The 14521-nt window shown below is 55.5% G+C and carries 17 protein-coding genes; 6 read left to right on the top strand and 11 right to left on the bottom strand.

What is annotated here, in order from left to right:
* Positions 1 to 60: 60 nt before the first annotated feature.
* Entirely contained in the window at positions 61 to 1320 is a 1260-nt protein-coding gene (locus ACZ500_RS11830) for an MgtC/SapB family protein (protein ID WP_464232681.1), read from the top strand.
* 332 nt (positions 1321 to 1652) lie between these two features.
* Here the strand turns inward: ACZ500_RS11830 and ACZ500_RS11825 are convergent, their stop codons facing one another.
* From ACZ500_RS11825 to ACZ500_RS11800, 6 genes are all read right to left on the bottom strand, one after another.
* Complete coding sequence (locus tag ACZ500_RS11825) at positions 1653 to 1934, bottom strand: hypothetical protein (RefSeq protein WP_464232680.1); 282 nt, start codon at positions 1932 to 1934, stop codon at positions 1653 to 1655.
* Positions 1935 to 2099: 165 nt separating this feature from the next.
* Positions 2100 to 2882 (bottom strand): TonB-dependent receptor domain-containing protein, encoded by a 783-nt coding sequence (locus tag ACZ500_RS11820; RefSeq protein WP_464232679.1) that lies wholly within the window; start codon positions 2880 to 2882, stop codon positions 2100 to 2102.
* Positions 2883 to 3244: 362 nt separating this feature from the next.
* Entirely contained in the window at positions 3245 to 3889 is a 645-nt protein-coding gene (locus tag ACZ500_RS11815; protein WP_464232678.1) for a radical SAM family protein, read from the bottom strand.
* Positions 3889 to 4683 (bottom strand): hypothetical protein, encoded by a 795-nt coding sequence (locus ACZ500_RS11810; RefSeq protein WP_464232677.1) that lies wholly within the window; start codon positions 4681 to 4683, stop codon positions 3889 to 3891. The genes ACZ500_RS11815 and ACZ500_RS11810 overlap by 1 nt, the downstream gene beginning before the upstream one ends.
* Before the next feature lie 51 nt (positions 4684 to 4734).
* Positions 4735 to 5181: a cyclic-phosphate processing receiver domain-containing protein gene (locus tag ACZ500_RS11805; protein ID WP_464232676.1), complete on the bottom strand. Its 447-nt coding sequence runs from the start codon at positions 5179 to 5181 to the stop codon at positions 4735 to 4737.
* A 114-nt stretch (positions 5182 to 5295) separates the two neighbouring features.
* Positions 5296 to 6174 (bottom strand): hypothetical protein, encoded by an 879-nt coding sequence (locus tag ACZ500_RS11800; protein ID WP_464232675.1) that lies wholly within the window; start codon positions 6172 to 6174, stop codon positions 5296 to 5298.
* Positions 6175 to 6462: 288 nt separating this feature from the next.
* On the opposite strand from ACZ500_RS11800, the gene ACZ500_RS11795 reads away from it, so the two are divergent.
* Entirely contained in the window at positions 6463 to 7116 is a 654-nt protein-coding gene (locus tag ACZ500_RS11795) for an HD domain-containing protein (RefSeq protein ID WP_464232674.1), read from the top strand.
* A 185-nt stretch (positions 7117 to 7301) separates the two neighbouring features.
* On the opposite strand, the gene ACZ500_RS11790 is transcribed toward ACZ500_RS11795, so the two are convergent.
* A complete protein-coding gene (locus ACZ500_RS11790; protein WP_464233040.1) occupies positions 7302 to 7466 on the bottom strand; it encodes a transposase domain-containing protein in 165 nt (54 codons plus the stop codon).
* A gap of 240 nt (positions 7467 to 7706) precedes the next feature.
* On the opposite strand from ACZ500_RS11790, the gene ACZ500_RS11785 reads away from it, so the two are divergent.
* The 3 genes from ACZ500_RS11785 to ACZ500_RS11775 are packed head-to-tail and all read left to right on the top strand — an operon-like array spanning position 7707 to position 10883.
* Entirely contained in the window at positions 7707 to 8930 is a 1224-nt protein-coding gene (locus tag ACZ500_RS11785; RefSeq protein ID WP_464232673.1) for a tyrosine-type recombinase/integrase, read from the top strand.
* A complete protein-coding gene (locus ACZ500_RS11780) occupies positions 8927 to 9883 on the top strand; it encodes a tyrosine-type recombinase/integrase (protein WP_464232672.1) in 957 nt (318 codons plus the stop codon). Before ACZ500_RS11785 ends, ACZ500_RS11780 begins: the two co-directional genes overlap by 4 nt.
* Positions 9876 to 10883, top strand: coding sequence for a tyrosine-type recombinase/integrase (locus tag ACZ500_RS11775; protein ID WP_464232671.1), 1008 nt, complete (start codon positions 9876 to 9878; stop codon positions 10881 to 10883). Before ACZ500_RS11780 ends, ACZ500_RS11775 begins: the two co-directional genes overlap by 8 nt.
* Positions 10884 to 10982: 99 nt before the next feature.
* Here ACZ500_RS11775 and ACZ500_RS11770 read toward each other — a convergent pair whose 3' ends face one another.
* Genes ACZ500_RS11770 through tnpA form a run of 4 tightly spaced genes read right to left on the bottom strand, consistent with a single transcriptional unit; the run spans position 10983 to position 13051 of the window.
* Positions 10983 to 11099 (bottom strand): IS66 family transposase, encoded by a 117-nt coding sequence (locus ACZ500_RS11770; RefSeq protein ID WP_464233039.1) that lies wholly within the window; start codon positions 11097 to 11099, stop codon positions 10983 to 10985.
* A 19-nt stretch (positions 11100 to 11118) separates the two neighbouring features.
* A complete protein-coding gene (tnpC, locus tag ACZ500_RS11765) occupies positions 11119 to 12378 on the bottom strand; it encodes an IS66 family transposase (protein ID WP_464232670.1) in 1260 nt (419 codons plus the stop codon).
* Positions 12379 to 12429: 51 nt separating this feature from the next.
* Positions 12430 to 12717, bottom strand: coding sequence for an IS66 family insertion sequence element accessory protein TnpB (gene tnpB, locus ACZ500_RS11760; protein WP_464232669.1), 288 nt, complete (start codon positions 12715 to 12717; stop codon positions 12430 to 12432).
* The gene (gene tnpA, locus ACZ500_RS11755; RefSeq protein ID WP_464232668.1) at positions 12701 to 13051 is read right to left on the bottom strand and encodes an IS66 family insertion sequence element accessory protein TnpA; all 351 of its coding nucleotides are present in this window, start codon (positions 13049 to 13051) and stop codon (positions 12701 to 12703) included. Before tnpA ends, tnpB begins: the two co-directional genes overlap by 17 nt.
* A 615-nt stretch (positions 13052 to 13666) precedes the next feature.
* On the opposite strand from tnpA, the gene ACZ500_RS11750 reads away from it, so the two are divergent.
* A complete protein-coding gene (locus ACZ500_RS11750; protein WP_464232667.1) occupies positions 13667 to 14512 on the top strand; it encodes an RNA polymerase alpha/RpoL/Rpb11 family protein in 846 nt (281 codons plus the stop codon).
* Positions 14513 to 14521: the final 9 nt, after the last annotated feature.

Genomic DNA, 14521 nt, shown 5'->3' with positions numbered 1-14521 from the left:
TTCCCGAAGGGGGAAAGGAGCTTTTTCTGCTGGAGGTTTCCCGGACGGAGGGTTTGAGCGATGGAAGCGCAGTATGGTCCGTTTCTGCGGATGGGCGTCGCATTGGCGATCGGGCTTCTGATCGGAATCGAGCGGGGCTGGCAGGGCCGGGAGGCCCAGGAGGGCGAGCGGGTGGCGGGGCTGCGGACCTTTGCCCTGATCGGTCTGCTTGGCGGCGGGGGCGGTCTGCTGGGCCTCGCCCATGGGCCCCTCCTGATCGGGATCCTCTTCCTCGGTCTGGCCGGGCTGATGGCGGCGGTATACATCGCCAACCTCAGGCAGAACAAGGATGCCGGCATCACCAGCGAGATCGCGGGCCTGCTGACCTTTGTCTTCGGGGCCCTGGCAGGCTCCGGCCAGATGGTGATCGCTGCGGCCTGCGCGGTCATTGCGGCGCTCCTCTTGAGCCACAAGGGCGTTTTGCACCGCTGGCTGGGCGCCCTGCGCGAAAACGAGCTGACGGCCGGCGTCAAACTGCTTCTCATCTCCGTCGTCCTTTTGCCGCTGCTGCCCGACCGGGGCTTCGGACCATGGCGGATATTGAATCCTTACGTTATCTGGTGGATGGTGGTCCTGGTCGCGGCGATTTCCTTCGCCGGGTATTTCGCCATCCGGGTGGGCGGCCCCCGTCGAGGGTCGGCCTTTGCCGGCGTGTTCGGGGGTCTGGCCTCTTCCACAGCCCTGACGCTCAATTTTGCCCGCCTTTCATCCGCACGACCGGAATTCGCGACGGTCCTTGCCGGTGGGACCCTCGTCGCCTGCGGTACGATGTTCCCGCGCATGGTGCTCGTAGCCGGCGGGATTCACCCCCCTCTCTTCAAACCGTTGCTGATGCCGGCGCTGGTGATGTCCCTGGTCATCTATGGACCGGCCGCGCTCTATCTCTTCAAATCGACCGATGTGAAAGAGGATGCGGGGCGGTCCCTCCGCAACCCGCTCGAACTGACATCGGCCCTCACGTTCGGCGCGCTGCTCGCCGGCGTGATGCTGATGGGGAAGGCGTTCACGGAATGGTTCGGGGAGGCGGGGATATGGGCCCTCGCGGCGGCTTCCGGGGTCGCCGATGTGGACGCGATCACCCTGTCGCTGACGCGCATGAGCCAGCAGGGCCTGGATGTGCCGGTTGCCGCGATGGGCATCGTCATCGCCGCTGCGGTCAACTCGATGGTCAAAGGGGTGATGGCCCTGGTCGTCGGGCACAGGAGCATGGGTTGGCGCGTGTGCCTGCCGCTGACCGTCGCCGCTGCGGCGGGCGTGTCGATCGCGATTTGGATGCCGTAAGTCTGCTTGCGTCTGGAGCGATATCAGGAAAGGCCGGAAAGACATCCCGGAATCAGCTTCTTCTGTAATTGACTTCCTATCAGCCTGCATTCGATCCGTTATGGCTGGCCCGCTCTGTGGATTATCACACATGCCATTCGCCCATTCCAGGGAGGTTCCGTCGGGATGAACATCCTGACGGACAGTTTTCTATCCGTGATTCTTTTGTCGGCCTTCTATCCGGTGAGCGGCAAAGGATCCACCTCACGGTGAGGACTCGGCCGCGCCTTGCAGCCGGAAGAGGCGATTCCACTGACCTGGCAGGGTCTTCGGAGAAGAGCCTCCACCCGGCCTCAGTCCGCCTGCTGCTCCACCCACCGGCCCTCGATGCCCTCCGCCCGGAGACCCTCGACCACTGCGCGCATGTGGGGAAGCCCCCGTGTCTGGAGGATGAACTCCACCTCCGCCGACTGCAGGGGGAGGCTGACGAAGGTCCGTTGATGCAGGACTTCGACGATGTTCGCCTCCAGCCGTCCGAGGACGGCCGTGACCTCCGCCAGAGAACCGGGCGAGTCGGTGAGTTCGACGGTGAGTCGTCCGAGCCGGCCGGTGCGGCAGGGGGAGACAGCAGGCAAACGGCGCAGAGCATAACCATAGCACTGAGCAGAATGGCAAGTAGCTGTTGGTTGAGAAAAATGGGCATGTTCATATACGCCCTTTGGAAAACAAGGAGGAAGGTCTTGTCCGAGCAAAAAACAAAATCTTTCCCAGTTCTGCGTGCTTCTTCTGGAGACTTCCTTCTAGAAAGTCCCGCGCAATCCATAGAAGAAGGTCCTGCCTTCCCTTGGGAAGCCGTAGCCGGTCTCGTAATTTTCATCGAACAGGTTTGGTACGCCCACCTCGGCCACCAGGAATTTGCTGATTTCGGCCATGGCCTTCAGATCGAAGAGCCAGTAGCTGCTGAGTTCGGTCCACTCGAGATCAGCCTTCTGTTCCCATTGACCGGCGTTGTACTGGATCTTGGAGAAGAAGGACAGCCACTCGCTGGCCTGATACAGGTCGCTCAGGTAGATCTGGTGCTTCGGAGACTCCGGGAGATGGTCGCTGACCCGGTCCGGCGAGCGGTTTTCGGCATCGAGATACGTGTAGTGGGCTTCCAGTGTGTTGTCAGGCAGAAACTCCGATTTGAAGCCGAGTTCGAGGCCCTGATGCCTGGCCTTGCCGATGTTGTCGTAAAAATCGTTTCCCTGGAGTGTCGTCCGCACGATCAGATTGTCGACATCGGCGTAAAAGAGCGCGAGCGACGCACTGCTCTTCCACGGCAGAGGGCGTTCCACGCCGACCTCGTAGTTGATGGATTCTTCCTTCTCGAGGTTGGGATTGGGGGTGGCCGTTCCGAGCAGGGAGGAGTAAAGCTCTTTCAGGGTGGGGAACCGGCTCTTGCTGGCCACGGAGCCATGGAACTTCGTGGCGTCCTCGAGCGTATAGACCAGACCGCCCATGGTGTTGACCGCGTCGAATTCAGGGCCAAGGGTAAAGGAAATGGGGTAGAGAACGCAAAGAATCCAGGCAGCGTGTGGCAAACAGGGGCAAGTAAACGGAATTGGAACTCTCTTGTGGGAATTTGTTGAAAATAAGGAGGGGTTGGTGCTTGGAAGGGAAGACGGGGTGGCCCGTTAACAGACGGACCGCCCCGGATTATTGGGAAGGCCTTGATGACGGATTCATTGAACCAGGACACCGTGTTTCGGCGAAAGACCAGTTTAAGGGGTGACGTGATGACGTAACTGACGCCCGTTTGGGCTGCCCAGGAGACGAGTGGTGCAAGGTCATTCACAAGACTCTGGTATTCCGTGCACCCGTCAATACCTCGGGGGAAGAGGGGATCCATTCGGAGGGCCACAGGGACCCCTTCACTCACGAGCCTTTCCACAGCCCTGCGACGTTATGACACGACGGGCGCTCCGGGTTCGAGCCGTCTTCCCATCTCATCCCGCCAGAAGGCGATGCTGACCTGGACCTCCAGACCGAGATTTTTGACAGCCGCCACGTAGGCCGGATCATCCAGAAGCATCCCGGGATTTTTGGTCAGGATGCAGATCGAGGAAAAAAGGTCCCGATACTCTCTCAACCGTTGGAGCATGTAGAGAGTATGGCGATGTTCCTTTTCCAACTTCTCTTGAAACACGTCGGTGGAACTGGCCATGGACAGATGCCTCGGGGGGAGGTTGAGGGACTTCATGGCCTCCCAAGATCGGTAAAAGGCCCGGCGGAACCCCTTTTTAACGGTGGCGCTCCTTCCGAACTGATGCAGATAGTTCCTCCCGTAACAATAGGAGCATCCATGATTGCAGAAGCTGTAAGGAGCGGATTGCCTCATTATTCCAATGGGATAGACACGCCTGTCGCAGAACGGATCGTACAGAGCGATGGCCTGGGACCGGAGACTCGGCACACTATCCGGCTTCTTCGGCACAGAGAACAGATAGGAGAAGAAACGTTCCGTCTCAGAATCATCCAAGCCTTGGAATAGGGCGTGATCACTTTCAGAAAGCCGTTCCCTCAAATCCGTCAATTCCTTCGAATTCATCAGCTCTCCTCCTGCATGTCGTCGTTGCTGCGGATCTTTTCAACCGTTCTCTCAGCCTTAAGGAGTGCAGCAGTCTCAGCGTATATGTTGCCAAGGGATCGAATCGGATTCACTATGGCGGGCTTCCCGTGGTCCTCCCCTTGCAGGCGTTTTCTCCTGGCTTCCTGGATACGGGCCAGCCGCTCATGTGCCCCTTTGTGGCTTGCCCTCCTGGCACGATACTTCTTATGGGCGGTCTCAAAAAGGCCGTAGCAGTCGTTAAAGGTCAAGCTCTCGTTCATGACGGTATCGGCAATGCGAAGGCGATCTATCAGGTATTCCGTTTCTTTAAAAACATCGTAGTCATCCCCGACCCAAAGGTCATGAAAATAGCGCCTTTTGATGACGCAAAACAGCAACCCGAATCGATAGCTGGCCGATCCTCTAAAATAGCCTCCTCGCTTTACAGAGATCACCGTCTCTCGATCCAAGCCCTTGTTCAAATCCATACATTCAATGTCATAAACGGGGGGCAGCGTGGAAAAGGTAACCAGTCGGCCCCCATCGGTTCGGTCGAAGACCATCTGCCCATGCTCCAGAAAATCCGATTCCGGAAATGGAACAAAGCCAAAAAAATTGAACGGATACTCTCCCTCGCTCCTGAACGTATCGATGGCTCTTAAGGTTGGATAAAGCGTTTTGGGTTCAGGATAAAGCCACATCCCGTCGGACCAGAATTGCGCTACCAGTTCCACTACCTTTTCCTGCAATCGATGATCATTCAGGCTGCCTCTGTAAAAATAGTCACATGCCATGCCACACTCCTTTCGATTTAGAGATTTTCCCCACCTCTGAACGGATCCGGTTCATATCTCTTCCCGGTCCGCCCATATCTCCCGGGCATCCTCCAGCCACTCCACAAGCGATTCCTTCTGAAGATCATCCATAGGAATGCGGGTCACCCAGAACCCCGATGCTTCCAACTTGCTCACCATGACCGGCGCCCGCTGTACATTCACCGAATGGACCAGGATGGGGACATCTTTGGCCACGTATCGAATGATGGCCTCGGCAACCTGCTCGCCCGAGAGATAGTGATCAGAGCTGGCGGCTGTCTGCTGCTGAAGATCATGATCCAGAAGGATTCCGGCATACACGTTACCCCGGTCCCTTGTAAGGAGCCCCATGGCCTTCCCCGCGCTGGTTACCACCACGGCCCGAGTACCTTCCGGAAGCCAGCTTTGAAGGATATCAGCCCGCTCAGGGTCATCCTCCACAATCAGGATTCTGAAGACGGGTTTATGTTTTCTCATCCAGGCGATCTCCTTTTATTACTATCACAAATCCTGATTTACCTGCTAAGTCTCATCGGCAAGCTTCTGTTTGAGGGTACGAGTATCGGAAGGGGCTCCTCTTGCCGCCCAGACCTATGGCCTCTCCCTCCGCCTGGCACGCCCCATCATCCAATGGTAGTTGTCCCTCAGCCATGCTTTGGCTTCCTGATAGTGGGGATATTGCCGCTCGGCCTCCCTGAAGGTCTTATGGTGGGCCGAACGACCCTTTCTGGGAATCAGATCATGGAGGAGTTCGTGATGAACCAAATGTTCCACAACCACGTAGGGAACATCCGGATAATCGAGCGCCGGGTTGATCAGGACGCATCGAACCTCCGGTATGTAACGGCCTGCCACGCTAAACGACACGCTCTCCGCCCACATGATCTTGACCCCTGTAGTGAATTGGAAGAATTCCTTTTCGACCTTTATGCGGATAGTCTCCAGGTCGTACACCCGGCCCCGCGCTGGAGATGTTTTGCGCAAGGGCAGGCCGTCGCTCAAGAAACAACCAGAGTTGGGTGTGGCGGCCAATCTCTCAGGACGTCTCTGAAACCTCGGCCCGGCAAATGCCTCGATCAATCCCCTGATGCTCTTGGCATCGCCATAGAGAACAAAGTCCAGCAGTGTCAACAGATCTTCTTCCTTGGCCCTCAGGAATTTGGGCGCCAGGGTGATGCTGAATTTTTGGACAGCCGGATAGGTCTTGTTCTGCAGCGGCACATTGTGGTTCGTGCCCCCGCGGTTTTCACCCCTCCACACATAATCGACCCAGGGGAAAACCTGGATCGGCTTGATCCTCAGATCGATGGGTGGATCGCCGATGAATTTCCAGGCCTCCATTTCGAGATACTGGATGAAAAGGGATTTTATTCGACCGGCCCTCGCTTCCAGATCTATCTTTTGATATGGTCCCTTCTTCCCCCTGGACCCCCAGACCTTTTCCAGCCACTGCAAATCGAATTGAATCATCTAACATCCTCCTGCTATGGTGCGGATCTCACGGTTCACGGGTTCGGTTTCAGGATGCTATAGCAAGTCAGGTGCCGGCGGCTCTCAGCCTGCTCACCAATACACCAAAGCTGGGCCCCTGCGAGAGCCAACTTCATCTTTTGGGCACGAAGGTTCGGAATGACCGGATTGGGCTTCCACTGGCGATTCCTGTGCCTCAGGCGTATCGGTAATGAGGTTGCTAAATATTCTCAAGGACACGGCCTTGACGAGGGCGAACAGTCTGTGAACAAAGCGAGGAGAAAATCTATGAACGCCAAACCCGTGCCAAAGCTTTCCGTGGCTGATATCGAGCGGTATTATGTGGACGAAGGCGGACATGGCTGGGACCACGTAGTGCGCGTTCATCGGATGGCTATGTGGATTGCCGGAGAAGTCGGGGCTGACAAAGAGATTGTGGAGGCAGCGGCCTTGCTCCACGATATTGCCAGGGCCAGGGAAGAACGGGGCGAGTGCCAATGCCATGCCCAGGAAGGCGCCATCATGGCACGGCCCATCCTCGTGAGCGCAAGGTTTTCAGCAGATCAAGTGGAAAGAATCGGCCATTGCATTGCGGTCCACCGTTTCTCGAAACGGCTCAAGGCCGAGACTCTGGAGGCCCAAGTCCTCCAGGATGCCGACCGGCTGGACGCGCTGGGGGCGATCGCCGTCGCGAGGGTGTTCTCCTACAACGGACTGCACCGCATCCCCATCCACGACGAGAGGCGCTCGCCGGAAGAGACCTACCGGGGGCAACGGACCACGGCCATCAACCACTTTTACGAAAAGATCCTCAAGATCACGCCGGAGTTTTTTCACACGATGCCGGCCCGTCAGATCGCAGAGAAACGCCATCGTTTTGTGCAGACATTCCTGGACCACTTCCACAAGGAATGGACGGGTGAGGACCTGCATTTTACATAATCCGTTTGAACTACAACGGACCACGGCCATTAACCATTTCTACGAAAAGATCCTCAAGATGTAAGCGTCCGAGGTACCCACCTGTCCGGGGTGTTTGATTTGGTGTAGGATTTGATTAAAGCGAGAAACCGGAGCGTTGATGATCTTTGAAATTTGAGGCTGGCGACAGTGAGCCGGATAAGTGGTTATACCTTTGTGGAAGCACCCTGGCTGGGATCCGCTTTGTGCAGCGGCTGCCACCGATCAGGGAGCAGTTCCCGCAATTGGCTGACAGGATGGTGCATGATCCGGCGAAGCATGCCGTTGAAATACTCCCAGGGATTGACGTCGCAGGCTTTACATGACTCGATCAGGCTCAGAAACAGCGCCGTGGCACGAGCCCCGCGTTCGCTCCCGGCAAAGAGCCAGTTCTTGCGTTTATGCGGAGCTCCGCATAAACGGAATTATGCAGACTTGCCAATTATGTGAACTCAGCCGGAACAATCTAGAGCCGAGGCCTGATTTTCCTGGCGGAATGATTGCTCTTTTCAGTTTATGAGTTCCGCATAATACTGGGTACTTCTTTGAAATTTTCTACAAGGAGGGTACCCATGAAAATGCGAACAGTTCAGGATGGTGAAATTCCGGACAATCGGCTCGAACGATTCCGCCTCCATCTGAAGGCGCGAGGACATGGAGAGTCCACTGCAACCCGATACCTGAAATCGGCAGCGCACTTCTTGAAATGGTTGGCGAGAGAGCCTGAAGGTCGGAGAGACGTTAGTAGAGAGGCTGTTCAGATTTTCCTCGAAGAGCATCTACTACAGTGCCGTTGCCTCCGGTCGGGGCAACCAGGGTACAAGATGGTGCGTGCGGCGCTCAACCAACTCCTGTCCATGGAGGGTCAAGCGCGGGTCCGGGAAGTGGCCGACACCTGGCCGCCGGATATTAAAATTACTATCCAGGAATTCGATCGATACCTTCATGAAGTGTGTGGTCTAGCTGAGGCTACGCGCTGGTATCACCGCCGTCACGCTCGTGAATTCCTAGACTGGGTCTCTCAGAATCGGACGGCATTTAGCGAAATCGGACCAGCTACCCTCATTCGTTTTGTCTCAGAGCGTGCCAGAGGATATCGGCCAGGCAGCATTGGTGTTCTGGTCTATTCATTGCGTAGCTATGTAAGATTTCTTGTATTTCAGGGCAAGGTTTCCTCTTCTTTGGCGACAAAGATCCCTAGACCACCGAATTGGTCATTGGCTTCTTTGCCGCCCATCCTTGGCCCAGCCGAGTTGGAGCGTTTCTGGACCGTATTTGATCGGACATCTGCTATTGGCAAAAGGGATTACGCCATGGCCCGATGTTTTTTCGATCTGGGCCTGCGTTGCTGCGAGGTTGCCGCAATGACGCTGGATGCGATTGACTGGCACACCGGAATCCTTCGCCTAGCAAGGGGCAAGTCCCGTCAAGAAGAGCTTTTACCCATTCCGAGGTCCCTGGGGCAGGCGGTAATCGCCTACCTGCAAAAAGGGAGACCTGTAACCAACTCTCGGGCTGTATTCGTTTACCACCGGGCGCCAAGGGGTGACACCATTCAAGTTACCACAGTACGAGGGGCTATCCGACGTGCCTTTGCCCGCGCTGGGCTGCCGTGCACAGGAACTCATATTTTCCGTCATACAATAGCCACCAGGCTTTTGCAGCATGGCGCATCCTTGAAAGAGATTGCTGATGTGTTGCGCCATCGCAGTCTGAATACCACCAAAATCTATACAAAAGTAGACCTCGGGCAGCTTTCGCTGGTGGCCATGCCTTGGCCGAGGAGGTCGTCATGAGTTACTGGACTAGCATGAACGACAGAGTCGAGGCGTATCTGAATACCCGCCGGGGTTTGGGATACGAGCTTCGTATAGAAGGCGAGGAACTCGAGCGCTTTGCCCTCTTCGCTGAAACCAGGGGGCACCACTCGGCCTTGACAGCGGAGTTGGCTTTGACTTGGGCCAACGCATCTCAAAAAGGCACTTCAATCTCTAGAGCACGTAGGCTTGAGGTCGTTCGCTGCTTGGCAAAATATTGTGTTTTGTTCGAGCCAGAAACCGAGATTCCAGCCCCTGGTCTACTAGGACCTGCGCACCGGAGAGTAACACCTCATATTTACTCGGAGGCGGAAATCGCGGATCTATTGGCAGCAGCCGCGCATCTACCGCCAAAGGGCGGATTGCGGCCGCAAACGATGCAATGTTTCCTGGGCTTGTTGGCATCCACCGGTTTGAGGGTTAGGGAGGCGCTTCGTCTGACCCGCAAGAATATCGATTTCATAGCCGGTGTGCTGACGGTATGGAAAACGAAGTTTCGGAAATCACGCCACGTGCCCCTGCATTCCACGACTGTAGAGGCCCTTAATGAATACGCCCTATTGCGGGATCGCTGTGTCCCGTATCCACAGACACCGTACTTCTTCATTAATGATGGCGGCCAGCCATTTCAGTACCGGCATGCTCGTTATGCTTTCGACCAACTCCGTCGGCAACTGGGATGGGAAACCCACGCCGTACGAAAGCCCAGGCTCTATGATCTGCGGCACACCTTTGCCTGTCGCCGCTTGCAACTCTGGTACGAGGAAGGCGTTGACGTTGATTGGGCTTTGCCCTTTCTTTCAACTTATCTCGGCCACGGCAAGGTCACAGATACCTATTGGTACCTAACCGGAACCCCCTCCTTAATGGCCATTGTCAGTGCGCGTTTCGAGCGTGCGGCCAGTGCCAGCGAGGAGGTCGTCTATGAATGAACCAGGGGTCAACACAGTCCTGCCAGGGCTAATTCAGGATTTTTTCTGTAAGCGTCTAATTCAACAGCAACATGTCAGCGACCATACTGTGAAGAGCTACCGGGACACCTTTCGTTTGTTGCTGAATTTTGCTGAAAAGCGAACAGGAAAATCGATCATGGACCTCAACTTGGCCGATATAAATGCCAATATGACCTTGGCTTTTCTTGATTACCTCGAGGCTCAAAGGCATAACAGCATCCGCAGCCGTAATGCCCGGCTGGCAGCGATCCGTTCATTTGTACATTACGCCGCCTTTCAGATGCCTGCTGCCTTTTCGGAGATACAACGCATATCTGCCATTCCTATGAAACGTTTTGACCGGCCATCTATTGGCTTCCTCAGCCGTTCTGAAGTAGATGCCTTGCTCGCTGCACCAAATCTAGCTAGCTGGAGCGGTCGGAGGGATCACGTGCTTCTGTCTACACTCTACAATACCGGTGCTCGGGTCTCCGAAATTCTCGCTGTCAGGCGGATGGACCTCGAGGATGAACGGTGCACTGCGGTGCATCTCCACGGCAAAGGACGTAAAGAACGGGTAGTGCCATTATGGAAGAAGACAACGAGGCTACTCAGATCCTGGCTTGTCAATATTGCCAATGACCCTCAAAAGCCAATCTTTCCCAATAAATTAGGGCATCCCATGACTCGGTCGGGAGTTGAAAAACGGCTTCGGGTGGCGGTCAGCATTGCACAGCAAAGATGCCCCTCACTCCGGAACAAGAGGGTATCGCCTCATGTCCTGCGCCACACCACTGCCATGCATCTTCTTCAATCCGGCGTAGATTTGGCGGTCATTGCGCTGTGGTTAGGGCACGAGAGCATAGAGACGACACACGGCTATTTGCAAGCAGACATAAAAATCAAAGAGCAGGCTTTGGCTAAACTCCAAGAACCCAAGACAACGGTACCACGGTACAAGGCATCGAAGGACATCTTGGCCTTCCTGGACAGCCTCTGAATTATGGAGAGTATCATCACCGTCCATGACGCCGGACAGCATGCAAATAGTTACACAGATTCCACAAGATAGACCAAGAGATAAGCCCAAACATCCGCCCTAACTCCGCATAATCGGGAAGTCTGCATAATTGCGTCCTAAGCAGAGAGGACGAATGGCGTTTTCCGCCGTGTTGTTGTCGGGCTTCGGCCAGCCGTTTTCGAGGTATCGCTTCAGGGCTTCTCTATTAGGGTGATCATTGCCATCTCTGGTTCAGGGTATAGTCAATGGCCTTTCGCAGGGGCTCCGAGGGAATGGTCGCCGCCTTGAGTTCCTCGAGCCGGGCGAAGATTCCCTCGATGACCGGCGCAGCATGAATCCGCCTCACACTGGAACGCTCAACCGGGCCAATATCAACGCATTCTTTATCAATCAGATATATTTTAGCGATGCGGGCTATGATCTCCGTCGCTTCCTGCGGACGAGAAGATACCGCTTCATCGAACTTTCTGCGGGCATGAACCCAGCAGGCCACTTCGATGATCCCGTCTTGACGGAACAGTTCATCATAGCCGCTGTAGGCGTCCGCATGCGCATAGCCCTGGTAGCCGGCCAGGAAATTCAAGGGCCTTTGCTTGCTTCGATCCAGGGAAAACTCGAAAACGACCAACGGGGGGCCCAGCCCGCCGCGGACATAGACCCAGAGCCGGGCCTTTTTCACCTTCCCGCTGCCCTTGACCTGGAGCGGAATGATGGAATCGTCCGTAAAGAGGACGTCGGTTTCGAGCACGGCCGCTCTGAGCACGTCCTCGAGGACCTTGACTGCCTCGTAAGTTTGCATGATCCAGCTGCTCTGGGTGGCCCGGGGGATGTCGACCCCCTCCCGTTCAAAGATCCCGTCCTGGCGGTAGAGCGGGAGATGATCCGCGAATTTGCTCACGATGATGTAGGAAAGGAGCCCTACATCGGCCTTGCACCGCTCGATCGGATGGTCGGGCATGGGGGCGGTCAGCACGCCCACGTCGGCTGTGCTGTCCGGGGAGACGTACTTGGGGCGTTTGTACACGTTGACGATCAGCTTGCCGGGACGGTACTCCAGCTTCTCTGAAACCTCGAAACCGATCTGCTTGAGGGGCTCGCCCGTTTCGGGACAGATCTTTTTCTCTTCGGGGATGTCCAGGAGGATCTCGACCCGTTCGAGGTGCTCAGGAATCGGCAGCCGGCCCGGATGGTTCCGTTTCGAGGTCTTCGGTTTGGCTTTGTGGGGCAGGCTGCTCTCGGGCAGTTCCACCAGGGGCTCACGGACACAAGGCTGATCGGATACATCCATCAGCAGGGAATCGAACATGAGCTGATCGGGATGGCTTTTTTCGGAACGCCGTCCATAGACCCGGCGGATGAGTTTCTCGACCTGATCCTGGAGCATGCGCAGGGACAGTTTCCTGGAACGGAGCTGTTTGGTCAGTTCCTGGATCTGAAGCTCCTGCTTTTGGATGAGCGCGATGGCTTCTGGCAAGGTCGATACCATGTCACGATATAAAGCATAAAATAAATCATTTATCGATATTTATATTTGATAAACATAGCGTTTACTTACTTTTTTTGGTGTAACCCCTTCAAGCAGGAGCATCGGTTGCCGGCGGTCAATCCGCCTGTCTAAGGCGGCCCGCTGGGGGAGGATGAAACGCCCCCGTTCGAGCCGTTTCATCCATATAGCCAGGCCGTCACCCTCAAAATAGAGAAGCTTGACCATGGTGCGCCGGCGGTTACAGAAGACAAACAGAGAGCCTGAAAGAGGATCGGCTCGGAGCTCGGAGCGGATCAAACCGCACAGTCCGTCAAAAGACCGGCGCATGTCGCAGGCAGACCGGTACAGATAAATATGGGTGACAGGGCTCAGGGCAAGCATGTGCCTGACCGATTCTGGTAAGAGTTTCGATAATCGAAAGGAGCGTCGGCGGGTGGAACCCTTGGGGCACTTCAACCCAGAACTGGTCTCCCACATGGATCCGGATCGGGGCGTTCACTTCATCCTTGGCGGGAAACAGCTCAATGAATGCTCCGGGTTTCTGCTGGTGGCGGATGCCGGCTTTCAAGCGGCGGCGCCAGGCATAAAACTGATAGATGCTGATTCTACGCTCGGCGCAAAAGGCCTTGATGGTCTGCCCACTTGAAGCCTGCGCCTGCATGATCCTGCTCCAATGCACCCGGCGATCTACTTGCTTCACGGGGACTCCTCCTATGCATCTGATATGGCGGCACTTCAGGCGCACGGCTCAGAAACGGAGGATACTTCAGATCTGCTTGATCAGAAAGATGGGCTGCTCTGACGCTTACCCTTTTGGCGCATTCCTCCACCTTGCGGTTTATTCGACTTATAGAAGTCATCTTTTTCTGGCTTCACTCCTATCCGTCCGACACTTATATTTCGTGAGGGAAGTGCCTCATCTTCATTGTCGCAGCGGGTTCGGAAAGCTGCAGTAAGATGGGGATCAAATAGCTGTTGAAAGGGCAATGCAGGCCATCTCAAATATCGTCTGGATCGCGCTGGTGGCAAAGGAGTTGTCCCCAAGGGAGTTGCCATTTTACAGTTCCATTGACAACGCTATCCTTACTGCGTTAGCGTCGCCTTGAGAAGACAGCCATTCAATACGGAAAGTGAATTACAATACAGGAATCTGGGAGCCGCAAGTAAGGCACCATAGCGACGCTGGAGCCTGACTATTTGGAAAATGGGGTCTTGGCAACTGATCAGCATTTTGAAGCGTTACAATGATCTAAACGGGGGTTGGAGGCAGATTGGGATGGAGGGGCTTGTGCATCATGATATCGGTCTTTGGGCTGAAATGAATACTCGCGAAGGAATACATTTGACGGAATGTCTCAGGGGTGCCAAATGGCAGGGAGATAGCCCGGCTGAAGCGCACATCGCGTTGGGGAATGAGATCGATGAGGATCGTCTCTTCCGCCTTGCCCAGGGGTTGCGTCAGATCCTGCTGACCAGGGTGCCGGGGTGGGCTGTGACCGCCATGAAACTGGAATATCGTGAAGAGGACGATAAAGGTAAGGCAAAGCCCTGGAGGGGCCTGCCTCATCAGTTCGGCCGCCTGCCCGGGGTTGTGGAGAATGTCCGGGAGATCGCACGAAATCTTCAGCACGGCATCTTCCGGCTGCCCCAAAATGAAAAGGAATTTACTGTTCACGCCGAGGTCGCGTTTGAGGCTGATGTTACGCCCCAGTGCAAGGAGGTCCTCTTAGGAGATTGGTTCGAGGATGACGAGGCGCACATGGTGTTAAATCCGGAACAGCCTGTCTTCACCCTCCAGGATACCGTGGGCCAGGTTGTCATCGACTTCAAGATTGAAAAGGGGATCGGCTATCGGTCTGCACTCGACAATGAACGCAGATCCAGGCAACAGGGTCTGCAAGACACCTCCCCTGAAAGACCGGGGAAGGCCAAGGTCGTTCCATGGCTCTACCTCGACGCCGATTTCAACCCTGTCAGGCGGGTGGGTTTTCGAGTGAAAAATGAGGATGATGGAAAATTCATCGTTTTCACAATTGAGACGCGCCCAAACATAAAGCCAAAAGAGGCAGTAGACACAGCCTGTTCGTCTATTATTGCTGAACTCGCCCCCCCCCTCTGCTGAAGGAGAAAC

Source organism: Desulfatiglans parachlorophenolica (assembly GCF_055394735.1).
This window is presented reverse-complemented; position numbering and strand designations above follow the sequence as displayed.